This window comes from Salinispora tropica CNB-440 (assembly GCF_000016425.1).
In the GTDB taxonomy this organism is placed as follows: Bacteria; Actinomycetota; Actinomycetes; order Mycobacteriales; family Micromonosporaceae; genus Micromonospora; species Micromonospora tropica.
Genome location: NC_009380.1, coordinates 5,049,006 through 5,074,216 on the forward strand (window position 1 = coordinate 5,049,006; position 25,211 = coordinate 5,074,216).

General features: G+C 70.3%; 28 protein-coding genes, 1 tRNA gene and 2 pseudogenes. 9 read left to right on the forward strand and 22 right to left on the reverse strand.

Annotation, left to right across the window (positions count from 1 at the left end):
* Positions 1-22 precede the first annotated feature (22 nt).
* From STROP_RS22495 to STROP_RS22525, 7 genes are read right to left on the reverse strand one after another with little or no spacing between them, the layout of a single operon-like run.
* The gene (locus STROP_RS22495; RefSeq protein ID WP_012015647.1) at positions 23-889 is read right to left on the reverse strand and encodes a type II secretion system F family protein; all 867 of its coding nucleotides are present in this window, start codon (positions 887-889) and stop codon (positions 23-25) included.
* A complete protein-coding gene (locus STROP_RS22500) occupies positions 886-1,788 on the reverse strand; it encodes a type II secretion system F family protein (protein ID WP_012015648.1) in 903 nt (300 codons plus the stop codon). The genes STROP_RS22495 and STROP_RS22500 overlap by 4 nt, the downstream gene beginning before the upstream one ends.
* Entirely contained in the window at positions 1,785-3,311 is a 1,527-nt protein-coding gene (locus tag STROP_RS22505; RefSeq protein WP_012015649.1) for a TadA family conjugal transfer-associated ATPase, read from the reverse strand. Before STROP_RS22505 ends, STROP_RS22500 begins: the two co-directional genes overlap by 4 nt.
* The gene (locus STROP_RS22510) at positions 3,301-4,101 is read right to left on the reverse strand and encodes a CpaE/TadZ family protein (RefSeq protein WP_012015650.1); all 801 of its coding nucleotides are present in this window, start codon (positions 4,099-4,101) and stop codon (positions 3,301-3,303) included. Before STROP_RS22510 ends, STROP_RS22505 begins: the two co-directional genes overlap by 11 nt.
* A gap of 2 nt (positions 4,102-4,103) precedes the next feature.
* Positions 4,104-4,763: an SAF domain-containing protein gene (locus STROP_RS22515; protein ID WP_012015651.1), complete on the reverse strand. Its 660-nt coding sequence runs from the start codon at positions 4,761-4,763 to the stop codon at positions 4,104-4,106.
* On the reverse strand, positions 4,760-5,710 hold the full coding sequence (locus STROP_RS22520) for a hypothetical protein (protein ID WP_012015652.1): 951 nt from the start codon (positions 5,708-5,710) through the stop codon (positions 4,760-4,762). The genes STROP_RS22515 and STROP_RS22520 overlap by 4 nt, the downstream gene beginning before the upstream one ends.
* The gene (locus tag STROP_RS22525) at positions 5,704-6,270 is read right to left on the reverse strand and encodes a hypothetical protein (protein WP_012015653.1); all 567 of its coding nucleotides are present in this window, start codon (positions 6,268-6,270) and stop codon (positions 5,704-5,706) included. The genes STROP_RS22520 and STROP_RS22525 overlap by 7 nt, the downstream gene beginning before the upstream one ends.
* Before the next feature lie 415 nt (positions 6,271-6,685).
* Between STROP_RS22525 and STROP_RS22530 the strand changes: the two genes are divergently transcribed.
* Complete coding sequence (locus STROP_RS22530) at positions 6,686-7,447, forward strand: prepilin peptidase (protein WP_018829644.1); 762 nt, start codon at positions 6,686-6,688, stop codon at positions 7,445-7,447.
* Between the two features lie 130 nt (positions 7,448-7,577).
* Here STROP_RS22530 and STROP_RS22535 read toward each other — a convergent pair whose 3' ends face one another.
* From STROP_RS22535 to STROP_RS24395, 3 genes and pseudogenes are all read right to left on the reverse strand, one after another.
* Positions 7,578-7,769, reverse strand: a complete 192-nt coding sequence (locus STROP_RS22535) for a DUF397 domain-containing protein (RefSeq protein WP_012015655.1) — start codon at positions 7,767-7,769, stop codon at positions 7,578-7,580.
* A pseudogene (locus STROP_RS22540) lies at positions 7,756-7,971 on the reverse strand (Scr1 family TA system antitoxin-like transcriptional regulator); the annotation flags it as partial. The pseudogene STROP_RS22540 and the gene STROP_RS22535, both read right to left, overlap by 14 nt.
* Positions 7,970-8,056: pseudogene (locus tag STROP_RS24395) on the reverse strand (NUDIX domain-containing protein); the annotation flags it as partial. The pseudogenes STROP_RS24395 and STROP_RS22540, both read right to left, overlap by 2 nt.
* A gap of 226 nt (positions 8,057-8,282) precedes the next feature.
* Between STROP_RS24395 and STROP_RS22545 the strand changes: the two are divergent.
* Positions 8,283-8,600 (forward strand): hypothetical protein, encoded by a 318-nt coding sequence (locus STROP_RS22545; protein ID WP_028567358.1) that lies wholly within the window; start codon positions 8,283-8,285, stop codon positions 8,598-8,600.
* A gap of 482 nt (positions 8,601-9,082) precedes the next feature.
* On the opposite strand, the gene STROP_RS22550 is transcribed toward STROP_RS22545, so the two are convergent.
* Complete coding sequence (locus STROP_RS22550) at positions 9,083-9,985, reverse strand: alpha/beta hydrolase (RefSeq protein ID WP_080516620.1); 903 nt, start codon at positions 9,983-9,985, stop codon at positions 9,083-9,085.
* Between the two features lie 158 nt (positions 9,986-10,143).
* Complete coding sequence (locus STROP_RS25940) at positions 10,144-10,629, reverse strand: helix-turn-helix domain-containing protein (protein ID WP_230582483.1); 486 nt, start codon at positions 10,627-10,629, stop codon at positions 10,144-10,146.
* Positions 10,630-10,737: 108 nt separating this feature from the next.
* Between STROP_RS25940 and STROP_RS25945 the strand changes: the two genes are divergently transcribed.
* Together STROP_RS25945 and STROP_RS25315 are read left to right on the forward strand one after the other, a co-directional pair.
* A complete protein-coding gene (locus tag STROP_RS25945; RefSeq protein ID WP_238380253.1) occupies positions 10,738-10,932 on the forward strand; it encodes a hypothetical protein in 195 nt (64 codons plus the stop codon).
* Positions 10,933-11,276: 344 nt separating this feature from the next.
* Positions 11,277-11,690, forward strand: coding sequence for a hypothetical protein (locus STROP_RS25315; RefSeq protein ID WP_187151560.1), 414 nt, complete (start codon positions 11,277-11,279; stop codon positions 11,688-11,690).
* Between the two features lie 1,590 nt (positions 11,691-13,280).
* On the opposite strand, the gene STROP_RS22565 is transcribed toward STROP_RS25315, so the two are convergent.
* Positions 13,281-13,367 (reverse strand) — tRNA-Ser (locus STROP_RS22565).
* Positions 13,368-13,515: 148 nt separating this feature from the next.
* Here STROP_RS22565 and STROP_RS22570 point away from each other — a divergent pair.
* Positions 13,516-14,493: an NAD(P)H-quinone oxidoreductase gene (locus STROP_RS22570; protein ID WP_012015662.1), complete on the forward strand. Its 978-nt coding sequence runs from the start codon at positions 13,516-13,518 to the stop codon at positions 14,491-14,493.
* On the opposite strand, the gene soxR is transcribed toward STROP_RS22570, so the two are convergent.
* Positions 14,490-14,927 (reverse strand): redox-sensitive transcriptional activator SoxR, encoded by a 438-nt coding sequence (soxR, locus tag STROP_RS22575; RefSeq protein ID WP_012015663.1) that lies wholly within the window; start codon positions 14,925-14,927, stop codon positions 14,490-14,492. The two genes, STROP_RS22570 and soxR, sit on opposite strands and share 4 nt — an antisense overlap.
* Before the next feature lie 46 nt (positions 14,928-14,973).
* Here soxR and STROP_RS22580 point away from each other — a divergent pair, with 46 nt between their 5' ends.
* Together STROP_RS22580 and STROP_RS22585 are read left to right on the forward strand one after the other, a co-directional pair.
* Positions 14,974-15,702, forward strand: coding sequence for a thiamine pyrophosphate-dependent enzyme (locus tag STROP_RS22580; protein WP_012015664.1), 729 nt, complete (start codon positions 14,974-14,976; stop codon positions 15,700-15,702).
* Positions 15,702-16,592, forward strand: a complete 891-nt coding sequence (locus STROP_RS22585) for a transketolase family protein (RefSeq protein ID WP_012015665.1) — start codon at positions 15,702-15,704, stop codon at positions 16,590-16,592. Before STROP_RS22580 ends, STROP_RS22585 begins: the two co-directional genes overlap by 1 nt.
* 99 nt (positions 16,593-16,691) lie before the next feature.
* On the opposite strand, the gene STROP_RS22590 is transcribed toward STROP_RS22585, so the two are convergent.
* From STROP_RS22590 to STROP_RS22615, 6 genes are all read right to left on the reverse strand, one after another.
* Positions 16,692-17,399, reverse strand: a complete 708-nt coding sequence (locus STROP_RS22590; RefSeq protein ID WP_012015666.1) for a glycosyltransferase family 2 protein — start codon at positions 17,397-17,399, stop codon at positions 16,692-16,694.
* Between the two features lie 117 nt (positions 17,400-17,516).
* The gene (locus tag STROP_RS22595; RefSeq protein WP_012015667.1) at positions 17,517-18,092 is read right to left on the reverse strand and encodes a hypothetical protein; all 576 of its coding nucleotides are present in this window, start codon (positions 18,090-18,092) and stop codon (positions 17,517-17,519) included.
* 61 nt (positions 18,093-18,153) lie between these two features.
* Entirely contained in the window at positions 18,154-19,602 is a 1,449-nt protein-coding gene (locus STROP_RS22600; RefSeq protein ID WP_012015668.1) for a sensor histidine kinase, read from the reverse strand.
* Positions 19,595-20,281, reverse strand: a complete 687-nt coding sequence (locus STROP_RS22605; protein WP_012015669.1) for a response regulator transcription factor — start codon at positions 20,279-20,281, stop codon at positions 19,595-19,597. The genes STROP_RS22600 and STROP_RS22605 overlap by 8 nt, the downstream gene beginning before the upstream one ends.
* A gap of 69 nt (positions 20,282-20,350) precedes the next feature.
* Positions 20,351-20,866 carry a hypothetical protein gene (locus STROP_RS22610; protein ID WP_026274733.1) on the reverse strand — a complete coding sequence of 172 codons (516 nt, stop codon included), beginning with the start codon at positions 20,864-20,866 and terminating at the stop codon, positions 20,351-20,353.
* Positions 20,867-20,969: 103 nt separating this feature from the next.
* A complete protein-coding gene (locus tag STROP_RS22615; RefSeq protein ID WP_012015671.1) occupies positions 20,970-22,142 on the reverse strand; it encodes a thiolase family protein in 1,173 nt (390 codons plus the stop codon).
* 67 nt (positions 22,143-22,209) lie between these two features.
* On the opposite strand from STROP_RS22615, the gene STROP_RS22620 reads away from it, so the two are divergent.
* The gene (locus tag STROP_RS22620; protein ID WP_012015672.1) at positions 22,210-22,653 is read left to right on the forward strand and encodes a PH domain-containing protein; all 444 of its coding nucleotides are present in this window, start codon (positions 22,210-22,212) and stop codon (positions 22,651-22,653) included.
* A 39-nt stretch (positions 22,654-22,692) separates the two neighbouring features.
* Here the strand turns inward: STROP_RS22620 and STROP_RS22625 are convergent, their stop codons facing one another.
* Both STROP_RS22625 and STROP_RS22630 read right to left on the reverse strand, forming a co-directional pair.
* Positions 22,693-23,604, reverse strand: a complete 912-nt coding sequence (locus STROP_RS22625) for a rhomboid family intramembrane serine protease (RefSeq protein ID WP_012015673.1) — start codon at positions 23,602-23,604, stop codon at positions 22,693-22,695.
* Positions 23,605-23,661: 57 nt separating this feature from the next.
* Positions 23,662-24,192 (reverse strand): peptidylprolyl isomerase, encoded by a 531-nt coding sequence (locus tag STROP_RS22630; RefSeq protein ID WP_012015674.1) that lies wholly within the window; start codon positions 24,190-24,192, stop codon positions 23,662-23,664.
* Positions 24,193-24,276: 84 nt separating this feature from the next.
* Between STROP_RS22630 and STROP_RS22635 the strand changes: the two genes are divergently transcribed.
* A complete protein-coding gene (locus STROP_RS22635; RefSeq protein WP_012015675.1) occupies positions 24,277-25,206 on the forward strand; it encodes a hypothetical protein in 930 nt (309 codons plus the stop codon).
* The last annotated feature ends 5 nt before the right edge of the window (positions 25,207-25,211 follow it).

The window sequence follows — 25,211 nt, forward strand, 5'->3', positions numbered from 1 at the left end:
CGGGCTCCTTGTCGGACGGTCGTCAGAGGCGGGCGAGGAACGGGTAGGTCGCGAAACCAAGCAGTACGAAGACGAGCAGGGCACCCGGGATATCCAGTCGGCCGGTCACCCCCTCCGCCCGAGCCAGGTTGTCGGTGCGGATCTGGTCGCGTAGCGAGTCGGCACGGCTGCGCAGGGTCTCGTGCACCTGCGCACCCTCGCTGCCCGAGGAGCGCATGATCGCGCCCACGTCACCGAGCTCGGGAATGCCGATCTGGTCGGCGAGCTCCCGCAACTCGTCCCAGGGCGAGTGCATCTGTAGCTGGGCGAGGCGCAGCGACTCCCGGATCCGGTCGAATACCCAACCGTCGCAGACCTCCGCCGCGCGCTCCAGCGACTGCACCGGCCCGTGCGCGGCCGAGAGCTGCAACGCCACCAGATCCAGATAGGTGCAGACGGCGGCCCGGAACTCGCTGCGGGCCGCCTCCGCCTTGGTCAACACCGCGCGGTGTGCGAGCCACGCGCAGACCAGCGCCAGGCCGAGACTGCCCAGCACCGGTACGGCCACCGGCAGCCCAACCCCCGTGACGGCGAACGTAACGCTGAGCAGGGTCGGCGAGGCGAGCCCGATCAACGCGGAGAGCAGCAGCGACAGGGCGTACTGCTCGGGGGTTCGGCCGAGCAGGGCGAGCTGTTGGTGCGGTGGACGCAGCCACCGGGCGAGCTCGGTCAGCCACTCCAGCCGGTGGTCGGCGGGCCGGGCCGGGTGGGACCCCGACGGCTGGTGCAGCCGCCGCAGCGCGGGACCGAGTGCCGGGGTCGCCGGAAGGAGCTCCCGGACCACCAGGAAGACCCCGAGCCCGCCCAGCGCCCCGGCGGTCACCGCGATGGTCAACAGCCAGTTCGTCACGCCAGCACCTCCGGCGATTCGGGCGCCCGCAGGAAACGGACCGGCCGCTGCGGCTGACTCATCGCGCGAACCCAGGCCAGCAGGACGACGAAGGCCACCCCGAGCACCGCCATCACGAACTGTCCGGTCGGGGTGCCGTACGGGCGGATGTAGTCGGTGTTCAGCAGCCCGTACGCGAGCACCGCCAGGGTCATGCCGGTGAGGAAGCGGACCGCGAACCGGGGCTGGGTGCGTTTGGCCTCGATCTCCCGACGGGTGGCTACCTCGGCGCTGGCGGCTGACGCGATCGAGCCGAGTACGTCGCCGAGGCGCTCACCCCGGTCGGTCAGGTGCAGAATCAACGCCGCCACCACCTGGTCGCAGACCGGGTCGGCGATCTCGTCGGCGAAGGCCAGCAGAGCGGGACGGGCCAGCCAGCCGGCCTGAAGACGGGCGGCGAGCAGTCGCACCTCCTCCTGGATCTCTTCTGGTGCGGTGGCGACGGTGCCGGTGATCGCGGCTTGCAGGCCCTGCCCGGTGGCCGAGATGTCCTTGAGTCGTCGGGTCCACTCGCCGACCGCCTCGATGCGGCCGATGGCTCGTTGCTCGGCCCGGCCCACCGAGAAGAGCCAGGGCGTGCCGGGAACCGCGACGGCGACCAGCAGGCCGACCACCGGGAGCCCGGTCAGCAAAAATCCCAGCGCGCCGGCGAACACCGCGCCGGCCAGCAGCAGCTGGTGGACGCGCCGCTCCTGCGGCGTGGCGCCGAAGCCAAGCCAGCTGATCCCGCGCCCGGCTCCGGGGCCCGGCCCGGGTGGACGGCGGGTGCCGACGATCGCGACGACGGCCAACAACAGCCCGGCCACGCAGGCGGCGCCGGAGAGCACCGCGACGAGTTCGATGTCGACCGCGGCGTTCATCGTTGGGCCAACCGAGTCTGCCGGGGGCGTCGCCACGCGCCGCTGCCCGCCTCGATCCACCGGCTGAGCAGTCGGGTGTCGTAGCCGACCCGCAGGAGCTGCGTGCGGGTCCGCTCCGGTAGGTGCCGGGGCACCGCCCGCCCGTCCGGGCCGGGCCCGAAGACCGTGGTGGTGGTGATCCGGTCGCTGTCGCCGACACCGATCACCTCCTCGATGTGGGAGACGAAGCGGTGCTTACGACCGCCGATCGCGGTCTCGTCCTCAATGGTGACGTAGACGATCAGGTCGAGCGCGTTGCTGGCCATCCGACGGGCCTGGTCAACGGTCATCTCCCGGCCATGCGCCAGGGCCAGTTCGATGATCCGGTCGCCGACGCCGGCCGGCGTGCGGGCGTGGATCGTGCACATCGAGCCGCGGCTGGTGGTCATCGCCTGGAGCATCGGCACGATCTCCCGGGAGCGGACCTCGCCGACGATGATCCGCAGGACCCCCATCCGCAGCGACACCGGGATGAGGTCGGCGATGCTGACCTCACCGGCGGGGCGGCCGTCCGGCCCGCGTTCGCCATGCCCCTCGCGGGCCTCGAAGCTCATCACCGCCCGGTGCTGGTCGCCGCGGCGGGCCGGTAGCAGCTCCCGGCTCTCCTCGAGCAGCACGTACGGCTCATCGGCCGGGATCTCGTTCATCAGGGCCCGGATGACGGTCGTCTTACCCGCCCCGGCCAGGCCGGCAACCATGATGTTCAGGCCAGCGCGCAGGGCGGCGCGGAGGAAGTCGCGCAGCAGCGGGTCGAGCATCTCGTCCAGGTCGGCTCGGCCGCCGGCGAGGTCGTCCAGCCCCACATCGAGCGTGTTGTGCTTTCTGATCACCGCGTAGGGGCGGTGGCTGACCAGGAACACCGCGGCGAGCCGGCTTCCGTCGGGCAGTTGCAGGTCGAGGGTGGGCTTGGAGGTGGAGAGCGAACGTTCGGTGGCGCCCGCCCGCCGTGCCGCCGCCTGCAGGATCTCCACCAGTTCGTCGTCGCTGTCGGCGATCGGCTCGATCCAGTCAACCCCGCCGCCGCGCCGGGTGACGCGCACCTGGTCGCAGCCGAGGATGTGTACCTCTTCGATGCTCTCGTCCACCAGCAGGGTCTGGAGCCGGCCGAGCCCGGCCAGCTCGGCGGTCACCTGGTCGAGCAGGAGCCGTTCCTCGTCGGCGGTGAGCGGGGTGCCGGCCCGACGGACCGCGTCGGCGTACGCGGAGACGACCGTGACCGCCAGCCGGGCGCGCTCGGTGTCTTCGGCGTCGGGGTCGAACTCCCGGCCGCGCTGCCAGTGGGTGAGCCGTTCGCTGAGCTCTCGGCGCAGTTCCCGGACGACCTGGAAGTCGACCCGGGGGCGGGGCGGTGGCTCCGATTCGGCGGCAGCGGGCCGGTGCTGCCGGCCGTTCGACGGGGCCAGCGGGGGTGCGGTCGAGGTGGCGGTCGGCGCGGCGGTTGGGGGGTGCCGCCGTGGGTCGGCGGAGACCGGTTCAAACCGCATTCGGCACCTCCTGCGTCACCGGCCAGGCCAGGCGGGCCCGCCGCCGGTCCAGCAGCGCCCCGATCGGCACCTCCAGCTCGCTGGCGGCACGCAGCAGCGGCCGACCGACCCGCACGGTCCCACCGAGGGTCAACACCTCGGCGGTACGGGGGTCGTGCGGCAGCCGCGCGATGACCGGTAGCTGCAACGCCTTGCTGATCTCGCCACGCCCGTGTCCGCCGCCGACCAGCAGCAGCCGCAGCGCGCCCGGGGCGACCCGGTGCTCGGTGAAGTCCCGCTGGATCGCCCGGACCAGCGCGCGGGTGGCGGAGACCTCCGGCAACCGCGCACGGGTGACCACCAGCACCACCGAGGCGGCGCGCAGAAGCGGCCAGGGCGGACCGGGCACGTGCAGGCGACCACAGTCGACGAGGACGTCGTACGGCGGGTCGCCGTGGTCGAGTTCGGTGAAGAAGTCGGCGAACCGCTGCCACAGCGGGGTGACGCTGCCGGCCTGGGCGGGGTCGACGACGCCGGGCAGCAGCAGCCGCTCCCGTTTCGGCGCGTCCAGGTCGACCAGCTGCGACCAGAACGTCGCCTCCAGGTTGCCGTCCCGCAGCTCCCCGACGGCCAGCTCACCGATGCCCCGGGGCCCGTCGAGCGTCCCACCGAGGAAGCCGGCGAGCAAAGACCCGCCCGCCGGGTCGCACTCGGCGAGCACCAGCCGCCGGTGCCAGGTCAGGGCGCAGGCCAGCGCCGAGGTGGTGACTCCCGGCGAGCCCTTCGCGGCGACCAGCGCGATGATCGCCATGCTCAGGCCGCCTCGGTGAGCACGACGGCGATCCGGTCCTGGGCCACCAGCGCCGCCACCGCCGGCACGTCCCGCACGGCGAGTGCCAGGTAGACCACCATCTCGTCGTCGTTTCCGACGATGCTGGCGTCGATCACGGTGGCCTCGAATCGGGTCGCCGTGGTGGTCGACCGGTCGTCGTTGCCGGCCGGGGTGCTGACCAGGGACACCTTGTCCCCGGGGTGTAGCCGGCGAGCCGGCGCCTGGGCCAGCTCCAGCCCCACCGAGAGCTGCTGCTGGCCGGGGGCGAGCAGCGGTTTGTCGGTGAGTTGCTCCATGGTGAGCAGCGTTCCGGGGACGAGCGACACCTTCGCCCGTTTCCCCACCACGTCACCCTGCTGCCCGGCTGGCACCGGGGAGAGCCCCGCCCCACCGGCGACCTGCACGGTCACCAGGTCGTCGGCGCTGACCACGCGGCCGACCTCGACCGGCCGGGCCACCGCCAGGTAGCTGCCGGTGGCGCGGACCGCGTTAACGGCGAAGGCTGAGCCGAGGCCACCGAGGGCGATCAGGAGGACGGCCAGGCCGAGGAGGCCGGGGCGCATCCGGCGCTGCCGGACCACCTTGGGCGGGGTGATCGGGGCGTCGGCTGTCGCCGCTGCGTTGCTGGTCGCAAGGCTCACTGGGTTACCACCTGAAGCTCATCAATGTCGATCGTCACGATGCCGCTGGTCCGGGTGATCTCGAAGCTGCCGCTCTCGCCACCGCCGCTCCAGCTCACCGTCCAGTGCGTGGCCGCCTGGATCTGGTACGTGCCGGGCTCCGGGTAGCCGCTGTGGTAGCCGCAGTCCGGGGAGCGTTTACCGGCCAACGGGCTCTCCGACCGGTACGCCGTTCCGGCACCGGAGCAGGTCACCTCCGCGCCGTTGCCCATGTCCCAGGTCACCTGGTCGACCTCCGCCGCGATGGAGACGGTCAGACCTCGGTCGGTGGCGGAGGCCTGTTGCGGGCCGAAGTAGTGACGGGGCTGGCCGGGCTGGGCCGTGCTGGCCCACATCCAGACCGGTAGGCCGACCAACCCGGGGCCGATGTGCCGGCGGGGCGCGACGGCCACCCTCGGCGGGAGCAGGTCGATCGAGGCGAGCGCCCGTCGGGCCAGTTCCGCCGGGTCGGGCGGGGTGCCGAAACCGGGCGGTGGGGCATCGCGCAGTTCCGTCCGCTGCGAGCCGAGGTCACCCCCGTTGCAGGTCAGCAGATACCAGTCGAAGCCGTCCGGGGTGCCCTCCGGCCGGGGCTCGATCAGCTTGTAGTAGCAGCCGTCGCCGTTGTGGAACCAGCCGAGCACCTCGTCGTAGCAGGGGACGACCCGGCCGTTCCACTGGCACGTCCCGCCGGCACCGCCCCCGCCGTCACCGGGGCCACCGTCTCCCGGGTCACCGCCACCGCCGGGGTCGTCGTCCCAGACGTCGCAGGTGGTCTGCCCGGGTGGGCAGATCACGTCCGGCGGGTCGGCGCGGCCGGCGGTGGGTACGGCTACCGCCGCCAGCCCGAGGGTAAGGAGCGCTGCCAGCCCGAGGGTGATCAGCGCCGGCAGCGGGGTACGGCGCGACCGGACGGCCCGGGTCAACACGGCTGGTCCTCGTGGGAGGCGCCGGCATTGATCAACCATCGACCGTCCGGATATCGGGTCACGGTCGCGGTGGCCAGGTGCCGGGTGCTCTGGCTACCGGGCACGACCCGCTTGTCTTCCGCGTAGACCAGCTGCCAGCCGGTCGCGTCCAGGCAGTCCTGGATCTCGACGGTGGGCGGGACATTCGCGATGTCGACGGCGGTCACGACGGGGTCCGAACGGAGTGCGCCGATGCGGACAGCGCCGTGTTCCTTGGCTGCGCGGAGGGTGTACCGGACCCGGGTCAGCAACGGGTCGGCCAGGTAGGTGGTGAGTTCCGGGTGGTGCGGGTCGCTGGCGCCACTCGCTTCCCGGGTCACGGCAAGATATCCGGAATAGGCGGCGAGCGCGGCTTTCCGAGCGTTTCGCTCGCCCGCTTCCCGCGATGTCGGGGCGGGTTGATCAATCGCGCCCGCCACCTCGACAGGCTCTTCGCGGTCGGTGCCGCAGCCGGTCACGGCACCCAACAGCGCGCCCACCGCCAGGTACGCCGCCGCGCCCTTGACCTGCCTTCCTCCCACTGTCTCGCCCCTCCTCGTCGACCTCCCCCGGGCGGTTGCCACCCGGGGAATCCGGACATGCGGAAGCGCGGCCGGATGCCACCATCCGGGCCCCATACAAGGCATCCACATTTACTGTTAGTGGCTTGTAAGAAAGATGACTCCCACCCCGCCCGCAGTTTCTTGATCGAAGGGTTGCCGGGGTTGCATTGCACTCAATTGGCGAGCATAGGCTGACGACAGCCGATGCAACAGGGGCAATTCAGGTGAACACGCTCAGTAGTGGTAGGGGGTGGTCGCCGATGCTGGCGTCCCCCCACTGCCGACACACCGCCCCGGCGCACCCGACGCCCGGCCGGACCACCCCGACGACAGACCCAGGCCAGGAAGCCCGCTACCAGAAAACCAACCAGTTGTTACTCTGCGTACTCAGCCGATGGAGATCGACATGTCGGTGACCATCTCCAGCCACACCCACCCCCGCTCGCTGCTGGCCATGCTCACGCTCACCCCGGTGCTGCGGCTCGCCGCCGTGCGGCACGCCGTACCCGTGGGGGTCACGGCCCGGCTCGGCTGCGACGCCTGCGGTGCCCCGATCGGCCTGGCCCAACCGGGGCCGGCGATCGGGCCGCGCGCCCGGTGCGGCGGGTGCGGCACGCGGGTCGGCCCACCACCCGGCTCGGTGGAGGTCGCCGTGCTCGCCGCCGGCCTGGCGCTGCTCCTGGCCGGCCCACCCGTCATCGAGCTGGCCGCGGCGGCCTGGTGGCTCGGCTGGGCGGTACCGCTCGCGTTCGTTGACGCCGCGGTGCACCGACTGCCGGACCGACTCACCGGCCCCGCCGCGCTCGGCACCTGGCTGCTGCTCGGCCTGGCCGCGACCCTCGACACCGGGTACGCCCCCTGGCTGCGCGCCACCGCCGCCGGGCTCGGCCTGGGCCTGCTCTTCGCCACCAGCACCCTCCTGCTCGGCCGGCGCGGCTTCGGCCTCGGCGACGCCAAACTCGCGGTCGGCGTGGGCCTGCTCCTTGGCTGGCACGGCTGGCCCTTCCTGGTTCTGGGGCTGCTGCTCGCCTTCACCTTCGCCGCCGTGACCGCCCTGGCGCTGCTCGCCACCGGGCGGGCCCGCTGGTCCAGCCACCTGCCCTTCGGCCCGTTCCTCCTGCTCGCCACCCCGACCACGCTCCTGCTCACCGGCTGACGGGTTGAGCCCGGGCCGGCCTCGGCCACCACGACGACGAAGCGCTCGCCCCCGTGGAATCCGCCAGGTGGGGACGAGCGCAGGTCGGGTCGAATCCGGTTCGGGATGACATCGGTGGTGCCGTGGTGGGTCAGCCGCGGTCGGGAAGCTGGGCGACGAACGCCGACCAGGCCCGGGGCCCGAACACCAGCGCCGGCCCGGTCGGGTCCTTGGAGTCCCGCACTCCCACGATGCCGGGAAGGTTGCCGGCGACCTCGATGCACTCACCGCCGCTCGTGCCGCTGCGAGTGGACTTCTTCCAGCGAGCGTTACTGAGGTTCATGCAGGCACTCCGCTTCCTTGATCAGCGCGACCGATGAGACTTGCGGGAGGGCGACGCCCCGCACACTCTCCCACCTGGTCTGGAGGGTCGCTACCCCCTCCTCGTTGGTGACAACCTCGCCGGCAAGTTGGTCTTCCAGATGTACGACCCGGCTCCCGTCCGGGAGCATCGCCAGGGCGAGAGGGCCGGAGAGCCCCGCGATCCACCCAGGTGTTGCCGTCCCGGAGCTGCAACAACAACCGACCCTGAGGATCAACCAGGATCACGCCCGCGATTCGTACGTCCACTCGCGCCACCATGCACGCAGCCTAATCTGGCTGGACTCTAGGAAAGCTGATGTCCGAACACGACACAAGGCTTGAGGAGACGCGAATTCCCGCCTACGTTTACACCCGCGCGCCGACCACGACGGTGACTGCCTCCAATGCGCCCCACGGGTGGCAGGGCCGCTGCCGTCTCCAGGACAGGCGGGGAGGTAACGCACATGCGGAGGTCTACCTGCGCGGTGACGAGGTGAGCCGCATCCTCCCGTTCATCGCGGGCGGCGCTCTCCTCGGTGCGGTAGCCGGGCTCTCCTTCGGCCTGGGCAACTACACGGCCGCCTGGATCGTTTGGCTCCTGTACTTCGGCGTGGTCGAAGTGACGGCCGTGTTGAACAGCCGCGACGGTGACACGCTGTCCGAGCACGTCTGGTTGTGGTTCGGCACGCAGCGCCGCAAGCCCGGCGAGCCGGCCCGGAAGGTCACGGGCTGGGTGTGGCTACGGCGGTTCGCGCTGCTGGCGTTCGTGACCTGGCTCGCCCTTCACTTCCTCACCGGGGGCCTCGTCTGATCCGATACGACCAGCTCGACATGATGCCAGGGGAATCACCGCTCGGGCCGGGCGGTGGAGGTGTCGCCTGGTTCCCGGATCCCAACGGAAACACCTTCGCTCCGGGAGCCGACATCTGACGGCTATCCCATGATCCAATTCCGTATATCCGAGAACACCTCGGCGCTTCCAAGAGTAGCTATGACAGCAGAACGCTGAGCCGAACCACGGAGCCAAGCGCAACCCGGACGAATGGACTCATCACTGCCGCACCCATGCCAGAGAAGCACGAAAAAATAGCTCAACCCGCGCACCAATTGAAGCCAGTCGCACCCCACATAATCAAAGACCACGGGCTGGGAAATCGCCGGTGCCTCAAGCCCTGGCCGGCATTCATGCTGGCCAGGGCTGCTGTCCAGGTCGTCGGCCCGGAGGCACCATGGACACCGGTTCCGCTCTGTGCCGCGCGATCGGCGGCATGAGCGGGTCATTCTGCTCGTCGGTCAGCTTCGCGACGCCGGATGGAGATGGCTGCGCAGGAAGGCGACTATCTCGCGGCGCGCTGGCCGGGCGGCCGGCACCACGCCCGGAGTGCTCAGGAATGTGTGGGTGGCCCTCGGGTAGCAGGTCAAACGGGTGTCGGTGCCGTCCTTGCGAAGCCGCTCGGCATAGTGGTGCCCCTGGTCGGCCAGCGGATCCAGCGCGGCTGTGACGATCAGTGTGGGTGGTAGTCCGGCGAGGTTCTCGAACTTGACGGGTGACACACTGCGCGGGTCGAGGGCAGGTGGCACGCTCAACGTGCGGGTTGCGCGCAGCCGGGACGCCGAGAGAGTGGGGTTGTCGGCATTCTCCGTGATGGAGGAGTACTTGGTCATGCTCTCGGTCCAGTCCGTGCCCGGGTAGATCAGCGCCTGCGCGCGCAGCGGCGGGCCCTCCTTACGGGCACGCAAGGCGACAAGTGCGGCGATCGTGCCACCCGCGCTCTCGCCCATGACCGCGACGGCTGCGGGGTCGATGCCCCAATGGGTACTGTCGTCAACGAGCCGGACCACGGTGTCGTAGCCGTCGTTGATCGGCTGGGGCAGCTGGTGCTCCGGGGCGAGGCGATACTCCACCGAGACGACCACTGCCGGGCACCGGGCCGCAAGGTTGCTGTTGAGCCAGTCGTTCTGCGCGGCGGTGCCCGCGAAGAAGCCTCCGCCATGGAATGAGACGACCAGCGGCAGGCGTCGGCTCGTGTCCTTCGGACGGTGTACCCGCAGCATCAGACGGCGACCTGGAAGATCGACCGAGGTTTCCTCGATTCGCGCGCGGCGGTCCGGCAGGCCGGTGATGATTCGCGCGGCACGAGACGATGCCACGTGGTTGGCCTTCTTTCGCGCGGCGATCACTTGATCGTCGGTCATAGCCGACCAGTCCTGGGTGTCCCTGAGGATTCGGGTGCCCAGTGGAGCCTTGCCTCTCATGGTGTCCTCCGGATGCAGACGCTATGAGCCCACTGTCACAGTCGGTGCTCGCCGGTGGATTGGACGAATGTCAGGCACGGACTACAGACCGACTGGCGTCAGGGCTGGGCTGGCCAGGCGACATCGTCAACGGCGAGGAACGGGGCGCTTGCCACGGTCGCCGGCGTCGCTCCGGTGAAGGTCATGACGTCGCGATGTAGGTGGGACTGGTCGGCGTAGCCGCTGTCCGCCGCCACCTCTGCCGCGCCGTGGCCCGCGGCGAGGCGATGAGCCGCATGGTCGAACCGGATGAGTTGGGCGGCGCGCTTGGGGGTGAGACCGATCTGGGACCGGAACCGGGCCCACAGCCGTTTACGGCTCCATCCGACCTCGGCCGCCAGCCGCTCGACCCGCACCTGTCCACGGCTGGCCACCATCCGCCTCCAGCAAAGGGCCACTTCCGCATCGACCGCGCGGCCCGCGTCATAGCGTCTGGCCAGCGCTACCTCGGCGATCACGAACCGGTCGTCCCAGGATCGGGTGGCGCGCAGCCGCTCCTGGATTCGCGCGGCGTCGCGCCCCCAGAGGTCGTCGAGGGCTGTCACGGCCCCACTTAGCCCCAACACGGGGCCCAGGACCGCGTGCGCAATCACGGGCGACAGCCGCACCTGAAGGCACGCGAAGCTTCCGGCCTGGCCTCGTCCTCGAGCACCATGGGGAGGCGCGAGTCCGGCCGTGACACAACCTCGCTGTTGCTGGCCACTGCCGTCCTCGACGACAAGTGGCTGGTCGCCGAGGTCGAAGATCACCATGAGCGCGGGGTGTGGCACAGCTTCGATCTCGACGACGGCGTCAGCCCGATCACTGAACCCCGCCATAGTGGCCCCTGCCAGCCGACCCGGCCGTGATGGGACCGCGATATCCCAAGCAGGCGAGCCGACGCGGGCTGGCTCGACAGATCGCACGCCACCATGGTGACACCTCAAATGGCACCGGATCGAACCGTCCGCTCATCGGCCTCTCCGGACACGGTCGTGTGGCAGCCCCAGTCGTCTTGACTCCTGACGCACCATCTGGCTCTCTACGAGACCGGGCCGTGGTGGGGTCAGCAGTCACAATCCGGACGCAGATTAGGCGATCCGCCGGACATCACTGCCTTGGTCGAAGGTGATCCATCTCCGGGGTTCTCGGCGGCGTCGGCCGTGAGCGGATGCCCGGTGCTCGGGCGTACCGGCTCAGGGGCGCGACCTCGTTGACCTCCAAGATCGCGGTTCTCGATCTGGCGCACCCGACCAGGCGCGACCCCATCGGCTCGGCTACCTGCCACTGGGCAAGCGAGATGCTTTCGCTCCTTGGCAAGTTGGTATGCGCTGATCCATGCTTCAGTGCGGGCGCGTTCCACCTCGAGCGCGTCGTCGTCTCTATCGTGCAACTCGGCGCGGATGTCGTCCCAATCATGGAAGTCACCCATCAGCCTTCCCAAAATTTTCTTTCGAAGGCAAGCCAGCCTCGTATGCGAACCTCGGTGACCAGAATCGCCTTCTCATACCATCGCATCCAGTTCTCGGCCGCCCTATTGCCGGCGATTTCCCACCCCGCGCCGGCGATTTCCGCGGCACGTCGTCAGGGCTACGCAAGTCATAGTTTTGGCATGCCGGCTAGGTAGTCCGAAGCCAGCCAGAGCGGCAAACCTGCCGGATGGTCCGCACCTGTTGCAAGCACCTACTACCCTGCGGTGGCGGGTGCGCTACGTCCGGAAACCATTGAAGGAAGTGACTAATTGACGGTTGAGATGTGGGCAGGCTTACCCTCCGGCTTCCTTGCAATTATCGCCACACTACTCGGAACGTACTTGGGCGGAAGAGTCGCGAACAATTCCCAAAGGAAGCACTATAGACTTGCAGGACAAAGCGAGGCATGTGCGTCCTTACTCAAGGAATACTCTCGCGTCTACCTTCAACTCCTGTCAGCAGCACGACAGTCGGACCGCAAGCCGGAGTCCGAGACCACAAAATGGGTCGACTGGGCACCCTGGAACCAAGCAATCTCGGTGGTTAACCTCACGTGCAATTCGGAAATCGTCCAGGCCGCCCATGGCCTTGATGCAGCGTTCTGGGAAGTCAGCCTGGCCCTCATGCAAGGCAAGCTTGATCAACAGCGCTGGCACAACTGGGCCGCTCTCCCTGAGAACGCGAAGCTCAAGTTTACTAATGTTGTGCGTTCTCAGTTGGGTTATGCGCAGCAACCACTGTCCAAACTCTCAGGTAGACCACCCCTACCCCAGGCAACAACTTTTCTGAACGAGTCAACGATGATCGGCGAGCGACATGGAGAATAACTGGAGGCCACGCGCATAATTCGCCATCCCGCCCGCACTCCGGCAGGGAACTGCGATATAGATCGCAGCATAACAAGTGACAGCAAGGGAACATTCAGCCCTCCCCAACCGACCACCCTCTGCCATTCGACTGAGAGGTTATAGACACTAATTAGTGCGGGTCGGCTACGAGTAGCTGCCCGTCAAGAAATCTGCGTCGCTCGTTCCAGTTGGGAGGGGTTTCCAGCTCCAGGGACTCCTGTCGCACCTCCAACCAAAGTTCCGCAGGCGCCTCTGTTTCAAAGCGCTTAACAGAAAATGTCCGCCCCGGATACCGCTGAAAGCAACCGAGCACTCCAAGTTTCAGCCAAGATACGGCCAAGCACAACGCATGCCTGCACCCACCTTTCGCCCGACTCCCTCCAGTGACAAAACAACTGGTCGAACTAAAATCGATTGTAGCTATTCGCCACCTCAGATCATGTGAGCGACGGCCAATCAGCATGCTCGTCAGCAAAAGGAATTCTAAGACGGTCAGAAATTTTTGCTCAACATGGCCCTCCAACGCAAGGAAGACCGCACCGTGCAACAACACTAGCCGCGGCCAGAACAAACCACGCGTAGCTCAAGGCCGTACGACCTGCGGTACGCCGCCGTGTCGCTATGACTCAACGCGGGGTGCCGGGTACCCGGGTTCACGCAATGGGCCGGCACAGCGTGCATGTGCTGGTGAGGTCTACGCCTCGTGCGTCGACGGCCAGGATGAGGCCGCCCGGAGGCGGACCGAGGGGACGCTAGGCACCCGACGATCAGGCCGAGAAGGCGTCGGATGGCGCCGACACGTAAACGACACGACCAGTGAGACTGACTCACCACCGACAAACACGCCCCTGATCAGCGTTCGTGCTGGTCAGGGGGCGTTTTTACTGTCCAGGTGAGCGGAGGGTGTGGGATTCGAACCCACGAAGACATCACTGCCTTACCGGTTTTCAAGACCAGCGCCATCGGCCACTAGGCGAACCCTCCCGGCGCACCACCCCGCGGGGCGGCGACCGTGCCCAGTCTGCCACGCCGGTCCCGCCGATGGGCAAGCACGCCCACCCACAGTTCGTCCATAGTGGTTGTGAGCAGTATGGGCTCCCGGGCGAGGACCGGCGTCGGGTAGACAGGAACCATGCACGCGATCACGATCCAGGAGTTCGGAGGACCCGACGCGTTGGTCTGGACCGAGGTGCCCGACCCGGAGCCCGGCCCCGGCGAGGTGATCGTTGACGTACGGGCCAGCGCGGTCAACCGGGCTGACGTACTGCAACGAAAGGGTTACTATCCGCCGCCGCCAGGTGCGTCCCCGTACCCCGGGCTGGAGTGCTCCGGGGTGATCAGCGCGATCGCCGACGACGTGCCCGGTTGGGCGGTGGGTCAGCCGGTGTGCGCGCTGTTGGCCGGCGGCGGGTACGCGGAGCGGGTGGCGGTTCCCGCCGGTCAGCTACTGCCGGTGCCCGGCGGCGTGGACCTGGTTGACGCCGCGGCCCTGCCCGAGGTGGCCTGCACGGTCTGGTCAAACGTGGTGCGAAAGGCTCGGCTGGCCGCCGGGGAGACGCTGCTGGTGCACGGCGGCGGCAGCGGGATCGGCACCTTCGCGATCCAACTCGGGTCGGCCCTCGGGGCGACAGTGCTGGTGACCGCGCGGTTGGCCAAGCACGACCGGCTGCGGGCGCTCGGTGCCGCCCACCCGATCGACTATCGGGAGCAGGACTTCGCCGAGGAGGTTCGCCAGGTCACCGGTGGCCGGGGCGCAGACGTCATCCTCGACATCATGGGCGCGGCCTACCTGGGGCGAAACGTGGCCGCGCTCGCCACCGACGGCCGGCTGATGCTGATCGGCCTGTTGGGCGGCCGGAAAGCGGAGCTGGATCTCGGTGCGCTGCTGGCGAAGCGGGCGACGGTGGCCGCGACCACCCTGCGCTCCCTCCCGCCCAGCCAGAAGGCGGAGATCGTCGAGGGCGTACGCGAGCAGGTGTGGCCGCTGATCGCGGCCGGTAAGGTCCGCCCGGTCGTGGACCGCCGGCTGCCCATGACCGACGCGGCCGAGGCCCACCGCCTCGTCGAGTCGAACGAGCACGTCGGCAAGGTGCTGTTGACCGTCGGCTAACGCCGCACCGCCAGGCGCGCACCGGGGCCCTCGTCGGCGACCTGGTCGCCCGGGTTGCTGAGGGTGCAGCGGCGCAACGACAGGCACCCGCAGCCGATGCACCCGTCGAGGTCGTCCCGGAGCCGGGTCAGGAGCGTGATCTTCTCGTCCAGCCGGTTCCGCCACAGCTTGGAGAGCTGGGTCCAGTCCTCCGGGGTCGGGGTCCGGGCGGCCGGCAGGGACTCGAGCGCCTCCCGGATCTCGTCCAGCGAGATGCCGACCTGTTGGGAGATCCGGATGAACGCCACCCGGCGCAACTCGCTGCGCGCGTACCGGCGCTGGTTGCCGCTGGTGCGGTCGGCTCGGAGCAGCCCGATCTGCTCGTAGTAGCGCAGCGCGGAGGACGCCACCCCGCTGCGCGCGGCGAGCTGACCGATGGTTAATGACTCCTGCATCACGTCACCTTGAGCTGAAGTTGGCTTTAAGTTGCAGGCTAGCCGCATGACAGCCATCACGACCACCGCGACAGTCGCCGAGGCCGCCGCGCCGCTCGACGGCCGACAGCCGGTCGCCCCCCTGCTGGAGCGGGTCCGGGCCGGCCGGGAGTTCGGCACGAACGTCTACTCCACCGTCGACGTGCTCCAGGTGCTCTACCATCGCGTCCTGCGGGTCCACCCGGCGACCGTCGACGAACCGGACCGGGACCGGTTCCTGCTCTCCAAGGGGCACGCGGTCGCTGGGTACTACGCGGTGCTCGCCAGCGCGGGGTTCTTCCCCACCGACTGGCTCGACGACCAGGGCGGGCCGACGAGCCGGCTCGGCGACCACCCCGACCGGATGCTCGTGCCCGGAGTGGAGATCGGCTCCGGTTCGCTCGGCCACGGCCTCGGCCTCGGCGTCGGAACCGCGCTCGGGCTACGGGCCCAGGGCCGGCTCGAGCCCCGGGTGTACGTCCTGCTCGGCGACGCCGAACTGGACGAGGGTTCCAACCACGAGGCGATCACCTACGCCGGGACGACCGGCCTGGCCAACCTTACCGCGATCGTGATCGACAACGCCTCCGCCACCCACGGCTGGCCGGGCGGACCGGCAGCCCGATTCACCGTGGACGGCTGGACCGCGGCGACCGTCGACGGGCATGACCACGACGCCCTACACACCGCCCTGACCGGTCACGACGGCGACCGGCCCCACGTCGTCGTCGCGGTCGTCGCCCCCAAGGAGAACTGATGCGCGACACCTTCGTTGACACCACCACGACGCTGCTGGCCGACGACCCGCGCACCGCGCTGGTGCTGGCCGACATCTCCGCCGCCCTCTTCACCCCGGCGGCGGCCCGGCACCCGGACCGGGTCCTGAACGTCGGGATCCGGGAGCAGCTGATGGTCGGGGTAGCCGGCGGGCTGGCGTTGACCGGCCTGCGGCCGATCGTGCACACCTACGCGCCGTTCCTGGTCGAGCGAGCGTACGAGCAGCTCAAGCTCGACCTGGACCACCAGGGCGCGAGCGCGGTGCTGGTCAGCGTGGGCGCCTCGTACGACCGCCCGGAATCGGGCCGGACCCACCTGTCGCCGGCAGATGTCTCGCTGATCGACACCCTGCACGGCTGGACGGTGCACGTACCCGGCCACCCCGGCGAGGTGGCGCCGATGCTGCGGACGGCGGTAGCCGCGGAGACCTCGGCATACCTGCGGCTCTCCGTACTCAGCAACGACCGGCCGCTGGGCAGCGACGGGGCGTTGCAGGTGGTACGGGACGCCGGGCCGGGAGCGCCCCTGGTGGTGGCCGTCGGGCCGACCCTGGACGCGGCCACCGCGGCACTCGCCGACCTGCCCGTCACCGTGGCGTACACCAACCGGCCGCGGCCGTTCGACACCGCCGGGCTCCGCGACCGGGCCGGCACCGACGTGATCCTGGTCGAGCCCTACCTCGCCGGGACCTCCAGCCGGGTGGTCTCGGCGGCGCTGGCGGACCGCCCGCACCGGCTGCTCGCGCTCGGTGTCGGGCGTGAGGACCTGCGACGGTACGGTTCGGCCGACGACCACACCCGCTGGCACGGCCTGGACGCGTCGGGGCTACGGCGATCGGTGCTGGACTTCGTCTCGCCGGCGCTGCGCTGACCTTCCGAGTCAGCGGTCATCGGGGGGCGCACGGCGGGTCAGCGGTCATCGGGGGCGCTCGGCGGGTCAGCCGGGCAGCGGATGGAGTGACCCCGAGGATCAGCGGGGGGCGGTACCCGGAGGACGGCGCCGGGCCCGCTCCCGGCTGAGAATCCAGACCGCCTCAACCCCGTCCTTCCAGGTGATCTTCTTGCCCTCCTCGCGGCCGCGGGCCCGGTAGCTGATCGGCACCTCGTACGGGCGGATCCGACGGCGCAGCAGCTTGCCGGTCACCTCCGCCTCCATGCCGAAGCCGCGAGAGTGAATCTCCAGCGAGCGGTACAACTCGATCGGCATCAGCTTGAAGCAGGTCTCCAGATCGCCGATGTAGGAGTTGAACAGCACGTTGGCCACCATCGTGACGCCCTTGTTGCCCATCACGTACCAGAAGCTGTAGGCGCTGTGGCTGCCGAAGGTGCGATTACCGTAGACGACCGTGGCCCGCCCATCGAGGACCGGCGCGAGCAGCTTGGCGATGTCCTGCGGGTCGTACTCCAGGTCGGCGTCGAGGATCACCATGTACTCACCCTCGGCGTGGTCGACCGCCGTCCGGATCGCCGCACCCTTGCCGGAGTTGCGCGGGTGGGTGATCACGCGGACCCGGGCGTCATCGGCCCGGTCAAGGATCTCGCCGGTGCCGTCCCGACTCCCGTCGTCGACCACGACGAGCTCGATCTCGCACGGATAGTCCACCGCGAGCGCCTGCTTCAAGGCGTCCGCGATGCGTTCTTCCTCGTTGTAGACCGGCATGAGGATCGAGAGCTTCACAGACGTTTCCCCCGGTGAGCGCACCATTGGACGCCATAGCGTACCTCGTCGGGCCGGGATCTCGACGGACCGGCGGCGGACCGGCGGCCAATGTGCCGAACCGCCGCCAGCGGCGGACTACTCGCTCTTGGGCAGCACGATCAATCGAGCCTCGCCGTTCTCGCCGTCCTTCGCGCCGGCCACGCCGAGCACCCGGCCGACCTCGACCTCCTCCGGCTGGACCGTCTGGCGGCGCTCCACCACCCGCAGCTCCGGCCCGAAGGTCCAGGTCATCTCGAAGCCGTCCGACGACCTGACGGTCATCCCCTGCTCATCGATCGCGGTAACCTCACCGCGTTGGACGGCCACCGTCCTCGGACCGTCCTCTTTCGTCTCCACCACGACCTCGCCGTGCATGGTGTTCTTCCGCAGCAACACCCGGGCCGGTCGCCGCTTGCGCCACTGTTCGGCCCGTTCCTTACGGCCCTCCTCCGCGTCGGGGGCCGGTGAATCCGACGCGGCGACGGGCACCACGTCCATTTCGACGGGGTCCAGGCCCAGCGCGGCCAGCGCCTGACCCTCCACGCCCAACGCCGCGGCGACCTCAACGGCCTGCTCCCCGGCCGGCCCGGCCACCTGGGCCGCGCCGCAGCCGCTGAGCCCGAGCGTGACCGCCGCGAACAGCGTGGTGGCGGCGACTCCCCAACGTGCCATGACTCTCCCTCTCGTCACTGTGTCTGGGAGTCCAGCCTGGTCGGTCTCGGCGAGCGCGACGTCAGGCCGAGGTTCGGATCCGGTAAGGATCCGGCGGCAGCGAGACGACGAACGCGGCCCCACCCTCGGCCGCGTGGCCCGCACTGATCTCCCCGCCGAGCCGCTGGACCAGGCCGGCGGCGAGCGCCAGGCCCAGCCCACTACCGACCTTGCGCACCCCCCGGTACCGCTGGTGCAGCGCACCACGCTCGAACACCACCGCCAGGTCGTCGTCGGTCAGGCCGGGGCCGCCGTCCCGAACCTCGATCACCCCGCCGGCGGCCGGGTCAGTGCCGGCCCACCGGGTCGCCAGCACCACCGGCGCCCCCGGCGGCACCACCCGCAGCGCGTTCTCCAGCAGCCCATCCACCACCTGTCGGATCCGCCCCGGATCGGTGTGCACCGGCACCGCCTGATCCGGCGCCTCGACCCGGAACACCACCGAGACGGCCGCGCACCGCGCCGCCCACGTCCGCTCCGCCTCCGCGGCCAGCCGAACCAGGTCGACCCGGACCGGCTCCAGCGGAAAGTCGACGGCCTCCAGCCGGGCCAGGGCCAGCAGATCCCGCACCAGTCGATCCAGATGCTCCGCCTCGGCCAGCACCGTGCGCCCGGTTCCGGTCACCTCCGCCGAGTCGATCACCCCGTCCGCCAGCGCCTCCGCGTACCCACGGATGGCGGTCAGCGGGGTCCGCAGCTCATGCGAGACGGAGAGCAGGAACTCTCGCTGCCGTCCCTCGCTGGTGGCGAGCGCGGCAGCCAGGCCGTTGAGGGCCGCTGCCAGGTCCGCCACCTCGTGCGGGGGCTCCACCGGCACGCGGATCGCACGCTCGCCCGCCCGCAGCCGCGCGGCGGCGTCCGCCGCCCGCCGGATCGGCCGGGCCAGACGGCGGGCGAGCAGCAGACCGGCGACCAGCCCGGCCGCCAGCCCGGCGAGCAGGGGAAGCCAGAGGCTCTGGACGACCTGCCGCCACACGCCGCCGAGCGAGCCGGCCCGCACGAGCACCACCCCGTCGCCGCCGGGCAGAGCCCGTCCCTGCACCAACGCTGGCCGCCCGGCGACCGAACGCCGGCCGGCGACGTGCCGGCCCTCGGTGATCCGCTGCACGACCTGGACCGGCAGGCCCGGCCGGTCCACCACCCCGTTCCGAACCAGGTACGCCTCGATTCCCTGCGCCCGCAGTTGCCGCAGCAACCGGTCCTCGTCCACGGTGCGCGGGGTGTCAAGCCGGCTGCGCAGCGCCTCGGCGGCGAGCCGGGACTGGGCAGCCAGCGCCTGCCGCTCGCGGTGTTCCACCCCGCGTACCGCGAGCGGCACCGCGACGATCGCGGTGACCAGAACCGAGACCAGGGCGACGGCGCAGGTGACCAGCACCGCCCGGACGGTCAGGGTCGACCCGCGCCGGGTGGGCGCGGGCCGCTGGGTGCCGGCCGTCGGCGCGGTCGGCGGGTCGACCGAGTGCTCACGCATCGACGGCGTACCCCACCCCCCGATGGGTGCGGATCACACTCTCCGGGCCGAGCTTCGCGCGGACCTGCGCCACGTGCACGTCAACGGTTCGGGTGCCCGCGGGCACGGCGTACCCCCACACCCCGGCGAGCAGTTCCTCCCGGGTGAACACCCGCCCGGGCCGGGCCATCAGGTGGGCGAGCAGGTCGAACTCGGTGGAGGTCAGCTGCACCGGATCACCCGCGGCGGTCACCGTACGGCGGTCGGGGTCCAGCGTGACCCCGCCGACGATCCGCGGCCGGCCCGGCGGCGGCCCGGCGACCCGGCGCAGCACCGCCCGCACCCGGGCCACCAGTTCACGTGGGCTGAACGGTTTGGTGACGTAGTCGTCGGCGCCGAGTTCGAGCCCGACGATGCGGTCCACCTCGTCGTCGCGCGCGGTGAGAAAGATGACCGGCGTCCAGTCTCCTGCCTCGCGTAACCGGCGGCAGATCTCGGTGCCGGGCAGACCGGGCAGCGCGATGTCGAGGACACAGACCACCGGCCGGAGCCGGCGGGCGGCGGCGAGGCCGGCGTCGCCGTCCCGCTCCAGATGTACGCCGAACCCGTCCCGGGCCAGATAGAGCCGGACCAGGTCGGCGATGGCCGGTTCATCCTCGACGAGGAGGACGAGCCCACGATGCGGAGCGTCGACGGTCACCGGCTCATGATGGCCGATCGGGACGGCGTGGCATTGCTCGGGACGTGTTCGGGTTCGGTAAGGAAACGGTCAGCGAACGGTGGCGGGCCGGAAGGCCGCCGGCCGGACCGGGGCCGGACCGGAGTCGCCGATCGTGGCGACGAGTCGCTCGCGCGCGGTCCGTACGCGGGTACGGAAAGCGTGGTTCAGCAGCGCGTCGAGCTGCCACACCTGCTTCGGATGCCGAGTGCGGATCACGAACCGCTCCCGGACGCCGTCGATGGCGGTAGCGGCCAGCTCCAGGCAGTGCAGCCGCGGGTCTGGACCCCAGGTGACGTTGCTCAGCTCGCGCAGCTCGGTGTTGAGGTGCAGGCGGAGCCGGTGCAGCACCCGGGTCTGCCGGGTGACGACCAGCCGTCGGTGGGTCAGCAGCAGGAGGTAGTCGCCGGCGGTTGACCGGTTCGGGCGGCTGCACCGGGTGACCAGGACGGGGGCGTCACCCGAGCCGACGCAGCGCCGGAAGACGGGCATGTGGCGGCTGGCGGTCTGGGTCGCAATACCAGCCTCGGCCGCAGCGGGAAAGAACGTTCGGGAGAAGACGTCCATACCCTGCCCAACGACGCCCCGGCGCGGGGTGATATGGGCGAGAGGGCCGCACATTGCATCTTCCATGCCCGCCGGGGTGGGTCGTGCCCGCCGGGAGGGTGGTTCAGAGCAGCTCGACGATGGTCGCGTTGGCCATGCCGCCGCCCTCGCACATGGTTTGCAGCCCGTACCGGATGTTCTCGTCCCGCATGTGCGCCAGCATGGTGGTCATGATCCGGCCCCCGGATCCGCCGAGCGGATGCCCGAGGGCGATGGCGCCACCGCGCGGGTTCAGCCGTTGCGGGTCAGCCTCGGTCTCCGCGAGCCAGGCCAGCGGCACCGGGGCGAACGCCTCGTTGACCTCGTACACCCCGATCTCCTCGATGCCCAGCCCCGCCCGGCGCAGCGCCTTGGCGGTGGCCGGAATGGGGGCGGTCAACATGGCAACCGGGTCGTCGGCGCAGACCACAGCGGTGTGGATGCGGGCGAGCGGGCGCAGGCCGTGCCGGCCGGCCCACTCGGCGGTGGTGACGGCGAGCGCCGCCGCGCCGTCGGAGATCTGGGACGCGGACCCAGCGGTCACCACACCGTCAGCCTGGAATGGGGTGGCGAGCTCGGCCAGCTTCGCCAGTGACGTGTCACGACGGATGCCCTCGTCGACGGAGACCGTGTCCCCGTCGGCCAGGGGGACCGGTGCCAGCTCGGCGTCGAATGCGCCGGCGTCCTGCGCCGCACCCGCCTTCTCATGGCTGGCGAGGGCGAACTCGTCGAGCTGGGTGCGGGTCAACCGCCACCGACGGGCGATCAGCTCCGCCCCGACGCCCTGGCTGAACGGGAGCGGGTTGTCGTCAGCCACCCCCTCCACGCCCCGATAGCGGTCCAGGATCGCCGGGCTGAACGGCGCGCCTCCGACCACGCTGGAACCCATCGGCACCCGGGTCATCGACTCAACTCCGCCCGCCACCACCAGATCGGCCTGCCCGGACAGCACGGTCGCGGCGGCGAAGTGCAGCGCCTGCTGGCTGGACCCGCACTGTCGGTCGAGGGTGGTGCCGGGAACCGTCTCGGGCCAGCCGGCCGCGAGGACAGCATTGCGGGCAATGTTCCACGACTGCTCGCCGACCTGTGAGACGCAGCCCCAGAACACGTCGTCCACCTGACCCGGATCGATGCCGGTCCGTTCAGCGAGGGCGCGCAGCACGTGCGCCGACAAGTCGACCGGGTGCACGTCGGCGAGGCTCCCCTTGCGCCGCCCGACGGGGGTACGTACCGCGCCGACGATGACTGCGTCACTCATGACTACTCCCCGGTAACGTGGTTGGCATCGATGGTACGCGGCCTGCCCGGCCGCCGGCGGCACTGGCATGCTGGGCGACATGGATACGACATCGCCCGGGTCCCGGCAGTGGCGGGTCCCGGCCGCCCTGCCGGCGGTCAAGGTCGGTGGGGCCGGGGCGCTGGTCGCGCTCGGTCTTCTCCTCGCCGACGGTGACCCGACTCGACTCGTGCTGGCCGGGCTGGCCGCCGCCGCGCTCCTCGGCTGGGCCACGCGGGATGTGCTGGTGCCGGTCCGCCTCGCGGTCGATCCAGAAGGACTGACGGTGGTCAGCGGCTTCGCGGGCCGTCGGCGACTGCCGTGGTCGCAGGTGGCGGAGATCCGGGTGGACCAGCGAACCCGGCTCGGCCGGTCGAACGCTGCCCTGGAGGTGGATGCCGGGGAGACACTGCACCTGTTCGGTCGGTTCGACCTGGACGCTGACCCGGTCGAGGTCGCGGCGGAGCTACGGGAGGCCCGCCCGACCCGGTAGTACCGGGCCGGGTCGCCGTGACAGATCGGCGGTGCTCGGTCAGGCGAGCAGGGCCGCGGTCCGGATCAGGGCGAGGCCGAGCAGCGCCACCACGAGCACACCCCCACCGGCCACCTGCACCAACGTGCGCCGTGACCGCGGGGCGTAGGCGAGGACGAAGGCCATCAGGCCGCCGACCGCGAGACCGCCCAGGTGACCGGGGATCGAGATCCCCGGTACGGTCAACGTGAAGACCAGGTTGATCACCAAGATCGGGAGGACCTGGGAGACGTCCCGCCCCATTCGCCGGCCGACGACGAACAGGGCCGCGAAGAGCCCGAAGATGGCCGTCGACGCGCCCGCGGTGGCCGCGTTCGGTGCGCTGATCAGGTAGGCCGCGACATTCCCGCCGAGGCCAGCGACCAGGTAGAGGGCCAGGAACCGGGCCGGGCCGAGACTCGCCTCCAGGGTTCGACCGAGGATCCACAACGCGTACATGTTCAGCAGTAGGTGGATCACGCCGTAGTGCAGGAACATCGCGGTGACCAGGCGGTACCACTGGCCATCGGCGATGCCCCCCACGGTGCCGTCGGGAAAGACCGCAAGCCCGAGCACCGCTCCCCACTCGGTCAGCGGGGTGGTGCCGCCGAGGAGGCCGCCGAGGCCGGAGCCCCCCACCGCCGCGTCGCCGCCCCGGTCGGTGCTGATGGAAAGCAGCATCACCAGGGCGTTGAACGCGATCAACGCCTTGGTGACATAGCCGTGTTGGCCGGCGAGACCACCCCCGAAGGCGGTACGTGCCGGCCGCACGCTGCGGCGCCCTTCGTTGACGCACTCCGGGCACTGGAAGCCCACCGAGGCCTCGCGCATGCAGTCCGGGCAGATGACCCGGTCGCAGCGGTTGCACCGGATATAGGCCTCCCGGCCGGGGTGGCGGTAGCAGACCGGGGTAGTCGGTGGTGATTCGCTCACCGGACAACCCAGGTGCCCGAGCGCTCAGTCATGCGAGCAAAGGTACCCCGTCCGCCTTCAGGAGCCGGTGTTCTCGATCTCGACCCGCTCGATGACGACGTCGCGCAGCGGGCGGTCGGCGGGGTTCGTCGGGGTGTTGGCGATCGCGTCGACGACCTTCACCGACTCCTCGTCGGCGACCTGTCCGAAGATGGTGTGCCGGTTGTTCAGGTGCGGGGTCGGCGCCACCGTGATGAAGAACTGCGAACCGTTGGTCCCCGGCCCGGCATTCGCCATCGCCAGCAGGTACGGCCGGTCGAACCGTAGCTCGGGGTGGAACTCGTCGGCGAAGGTGTAACCCGGGCCGCCCCGACCGGTACCGGTCGGGTCACCCATCTGGATCATGAAGCCACTGATCACGCGGTGCGAGATGGTGCCGTCGAAGTACGGGCCGCTGCCCGGCTGACCGGTCCGCGGGTCGGTGTACTGCCGGGTCCCGTCGGCCAACTCCACGAAGTTGCGAACGGTCTTCGGCGTGTGGTTCGGAAAAAGCTGCAGCCGAATCGGGCCGGCGTTGGTGTGCAGGGTGGCGTAGAGATCGTCGGCCACGGGTACTCCTCACTAGGTGTTCAGTTCCACGCGGATCCTCCCATGTGCCCGATCTGGCCATGCGGAGGCATCAGAAGGTGGAGGATGACGAAGGGACAACTCCCAGGAGGTGGGACCGTGTTTGGAAACGGGCGGCGTAAGACCCAGGGCCAGCTTGCCAAGATCGAACTAAGTCGGGGCTTCGGTCACCTGAAGCGGGCGGCAGGGCACGCGACCAACGGCACCGGCGCCACGGTCGGCCCCCGGGTGCGGGCGGCCCAAAGCGCTGTCGCCCCGACCGCGCTGGTCGTGCGGGACCGGGCGGCGAGCGGCTACGTGTCGACCGTGGCGGCTCTCGCGCCGCTGGCCATCGCCGTTCGATCCGCCCAGGCGGAGGCGGCCGGCCGGGCCGTCGCCGGACGGAGCGCCGCCGCCGTCAAGCCGGCCACCACCGGCAAGAAGACGCAGGCGAAGAAGGCGCGGGCGAGGCGCGCGAAGAAGAGGTCCGGTCGGGGCAGGATGGCCGGCCTGCTGACGGCTGGCGCCGTGGTCGGGTTGGTCGGCGCCGTGGCGTTGCGACGCCGCTACGAGCGGCGGGAGTGGGTCGAGTACGACCCGGTCCCCAGCCTGGAGCCGATGCAGGCCGAGATGGACACCATCGAGGTCACCACCCGGACCCCCGCCGAGCAGACCGCCCCGGCGGCATCGACCGCGAACGCGGATGCCGCCACACCGGCGGGCTCGGCGAGCGACGCGGCAACCGGTGGCACCACAACCAGTGGCACGAGCGGCAAAGCGGCGGGCGGCGGCACGGCAACGGGTGGCACGAGCGGCAAAGCGGCGGGCGGCACCGCCAAGACCAACTCGGGCCGGCGGTCCGGCGCGACGCCGACCGACAAGGTCCCCGCAACGCCGACCGACAAGGTCCCCGCAACGCCGGCCGACAAGGTCCCCGCAACGACCGAGGGCACCAGGAACTCCGCCGGCCGCCCGACCAACGACCTCTCCAAGGCAATGAAGAACGGTCGCCACTGATCCCG

Excerpts from the sequence above, each read along its gene's own strand:
- STROP_RS22500 (WP_012015648.1), bottom strand. The coding sequence starts at position 1,788 with ATGAACGCCGCGGTCGACATCGAACTCGTCGCGGTGCTCTCCGGCGCC.
- STROP_RS22505 (WP_012015649.1), bottom strand. The coding sequence starts at position 3,311 with ATGCGGTTTGAACCGGTCTCCGCCGACCCACGGCGGCACCCCCCAACC.
- STROP_RS22510 (WP_012015650.1), bottom strand. The coding sequence starts at position 4,101 with ATGGCGATCATCGCGCTGGTCGCCGCGAAGGGCTCGCCGGGAGTCACC.
- STROP_RS22530 (WP_018829644.1), top strand. The coding sequence starts at position 6,686 with ATGGAGATCGACATGTCGGTGACCATCTCCAGCCACACCCACCCCCGC.
- STROP_RS22535 (WP_012015655.1), bottom strand. The coding sequence starts at position 7,769 with ATGAACCTCAGTAACGCTCGCTGGAAGAAGTCCACTCGCAGCGGCACG.
- STROP_RS22550 (WP_080516620.1), bottom strand. The coding sequence starts at position 9,985 with ATGACCGACGATCAAGTGATCGCCGCGCGAAAGAAGGCCAACCACGTG.
- STROP_RS25945 (WP_238380253.1), top strand. The coding sequence starts at position 10,738 with ATGGGGAGGCGCGAGTCCGGCCGTGACACAACCTCGCTGTTGCTGGCC.
- STROP_RS22570 (WP_012015662.1), top strand. The coding sequence starts at position 13,516 with ATGCACGCGATCACGATCCAGGAGTTCGGAGGACCCGACGCGTTGGTC.
- soxR (WP_012015663.1), bottom strand. The coding sequence starts at position 14,927 with ATGCAGGAGTCATTAACCATCGGTCAGCTCGCCGCGCGCAGCGGGGTG.
- STROP_RS22580 (WP_012015664.1), top strand. The coding sequence starts at position 14,974 with ATGACAGCCATCACGACCACCGCGACAGTCGCCGAGGCCGCCGCGCCG.
- STROP_RS22585 (WP_012015665.1), top strand. The coding sequence starts at position 15,702 with ATGCGCGACACCTTCGTTGACACCACCACGACGCTGCTGGCCGACGAC.
- STROP_RS22595 (WP_012015667.1), bottom strand. The coding sequence starts at position 18,092 with ATGGCACGTTGGGGAGTCGCCGCCACCACGCTGTTCGCGGCGGTCACG.
- STROP_RS22600 (WP_012015668.1), bottom strand. The coding sequence starts at position 19,602 with ATGCGTGAGCACTCGGTCGACCCGCCGACCGCGCCGACGGCCGGCACC.
- STROP_RS22610 (WP_026274733.1), bottom strand. The coding sequence starts at position 20,866 with ATGGACGTCTTCTCCCGAACGTTCTTTCCCGCTGCGGCCGAGGCTGGT.
- STROP_RS22615 (WP_012015671.1), bottom strand. The coding sequence starts at position 22,142 with ATGAGTGACGCAGTCATCGTCGGCGCGGTACGTACCCCCGTCGGGCGG.
- STROP_RS22620 (WP_012015672.1), top strand. The coding sequence starts at position 22,210 with ATGCTGGGCGACATGGATACGACATCGCCCGGGTCCCGGCAGTGGCGG.
- STROP_RS22635 (WP_012015675.1), top strand. The coding sequence starts at position 24,277 with ATGACGAAGGGACAACTCCCAGGAGGTGGGACCGTGTTTGGAAACGGG.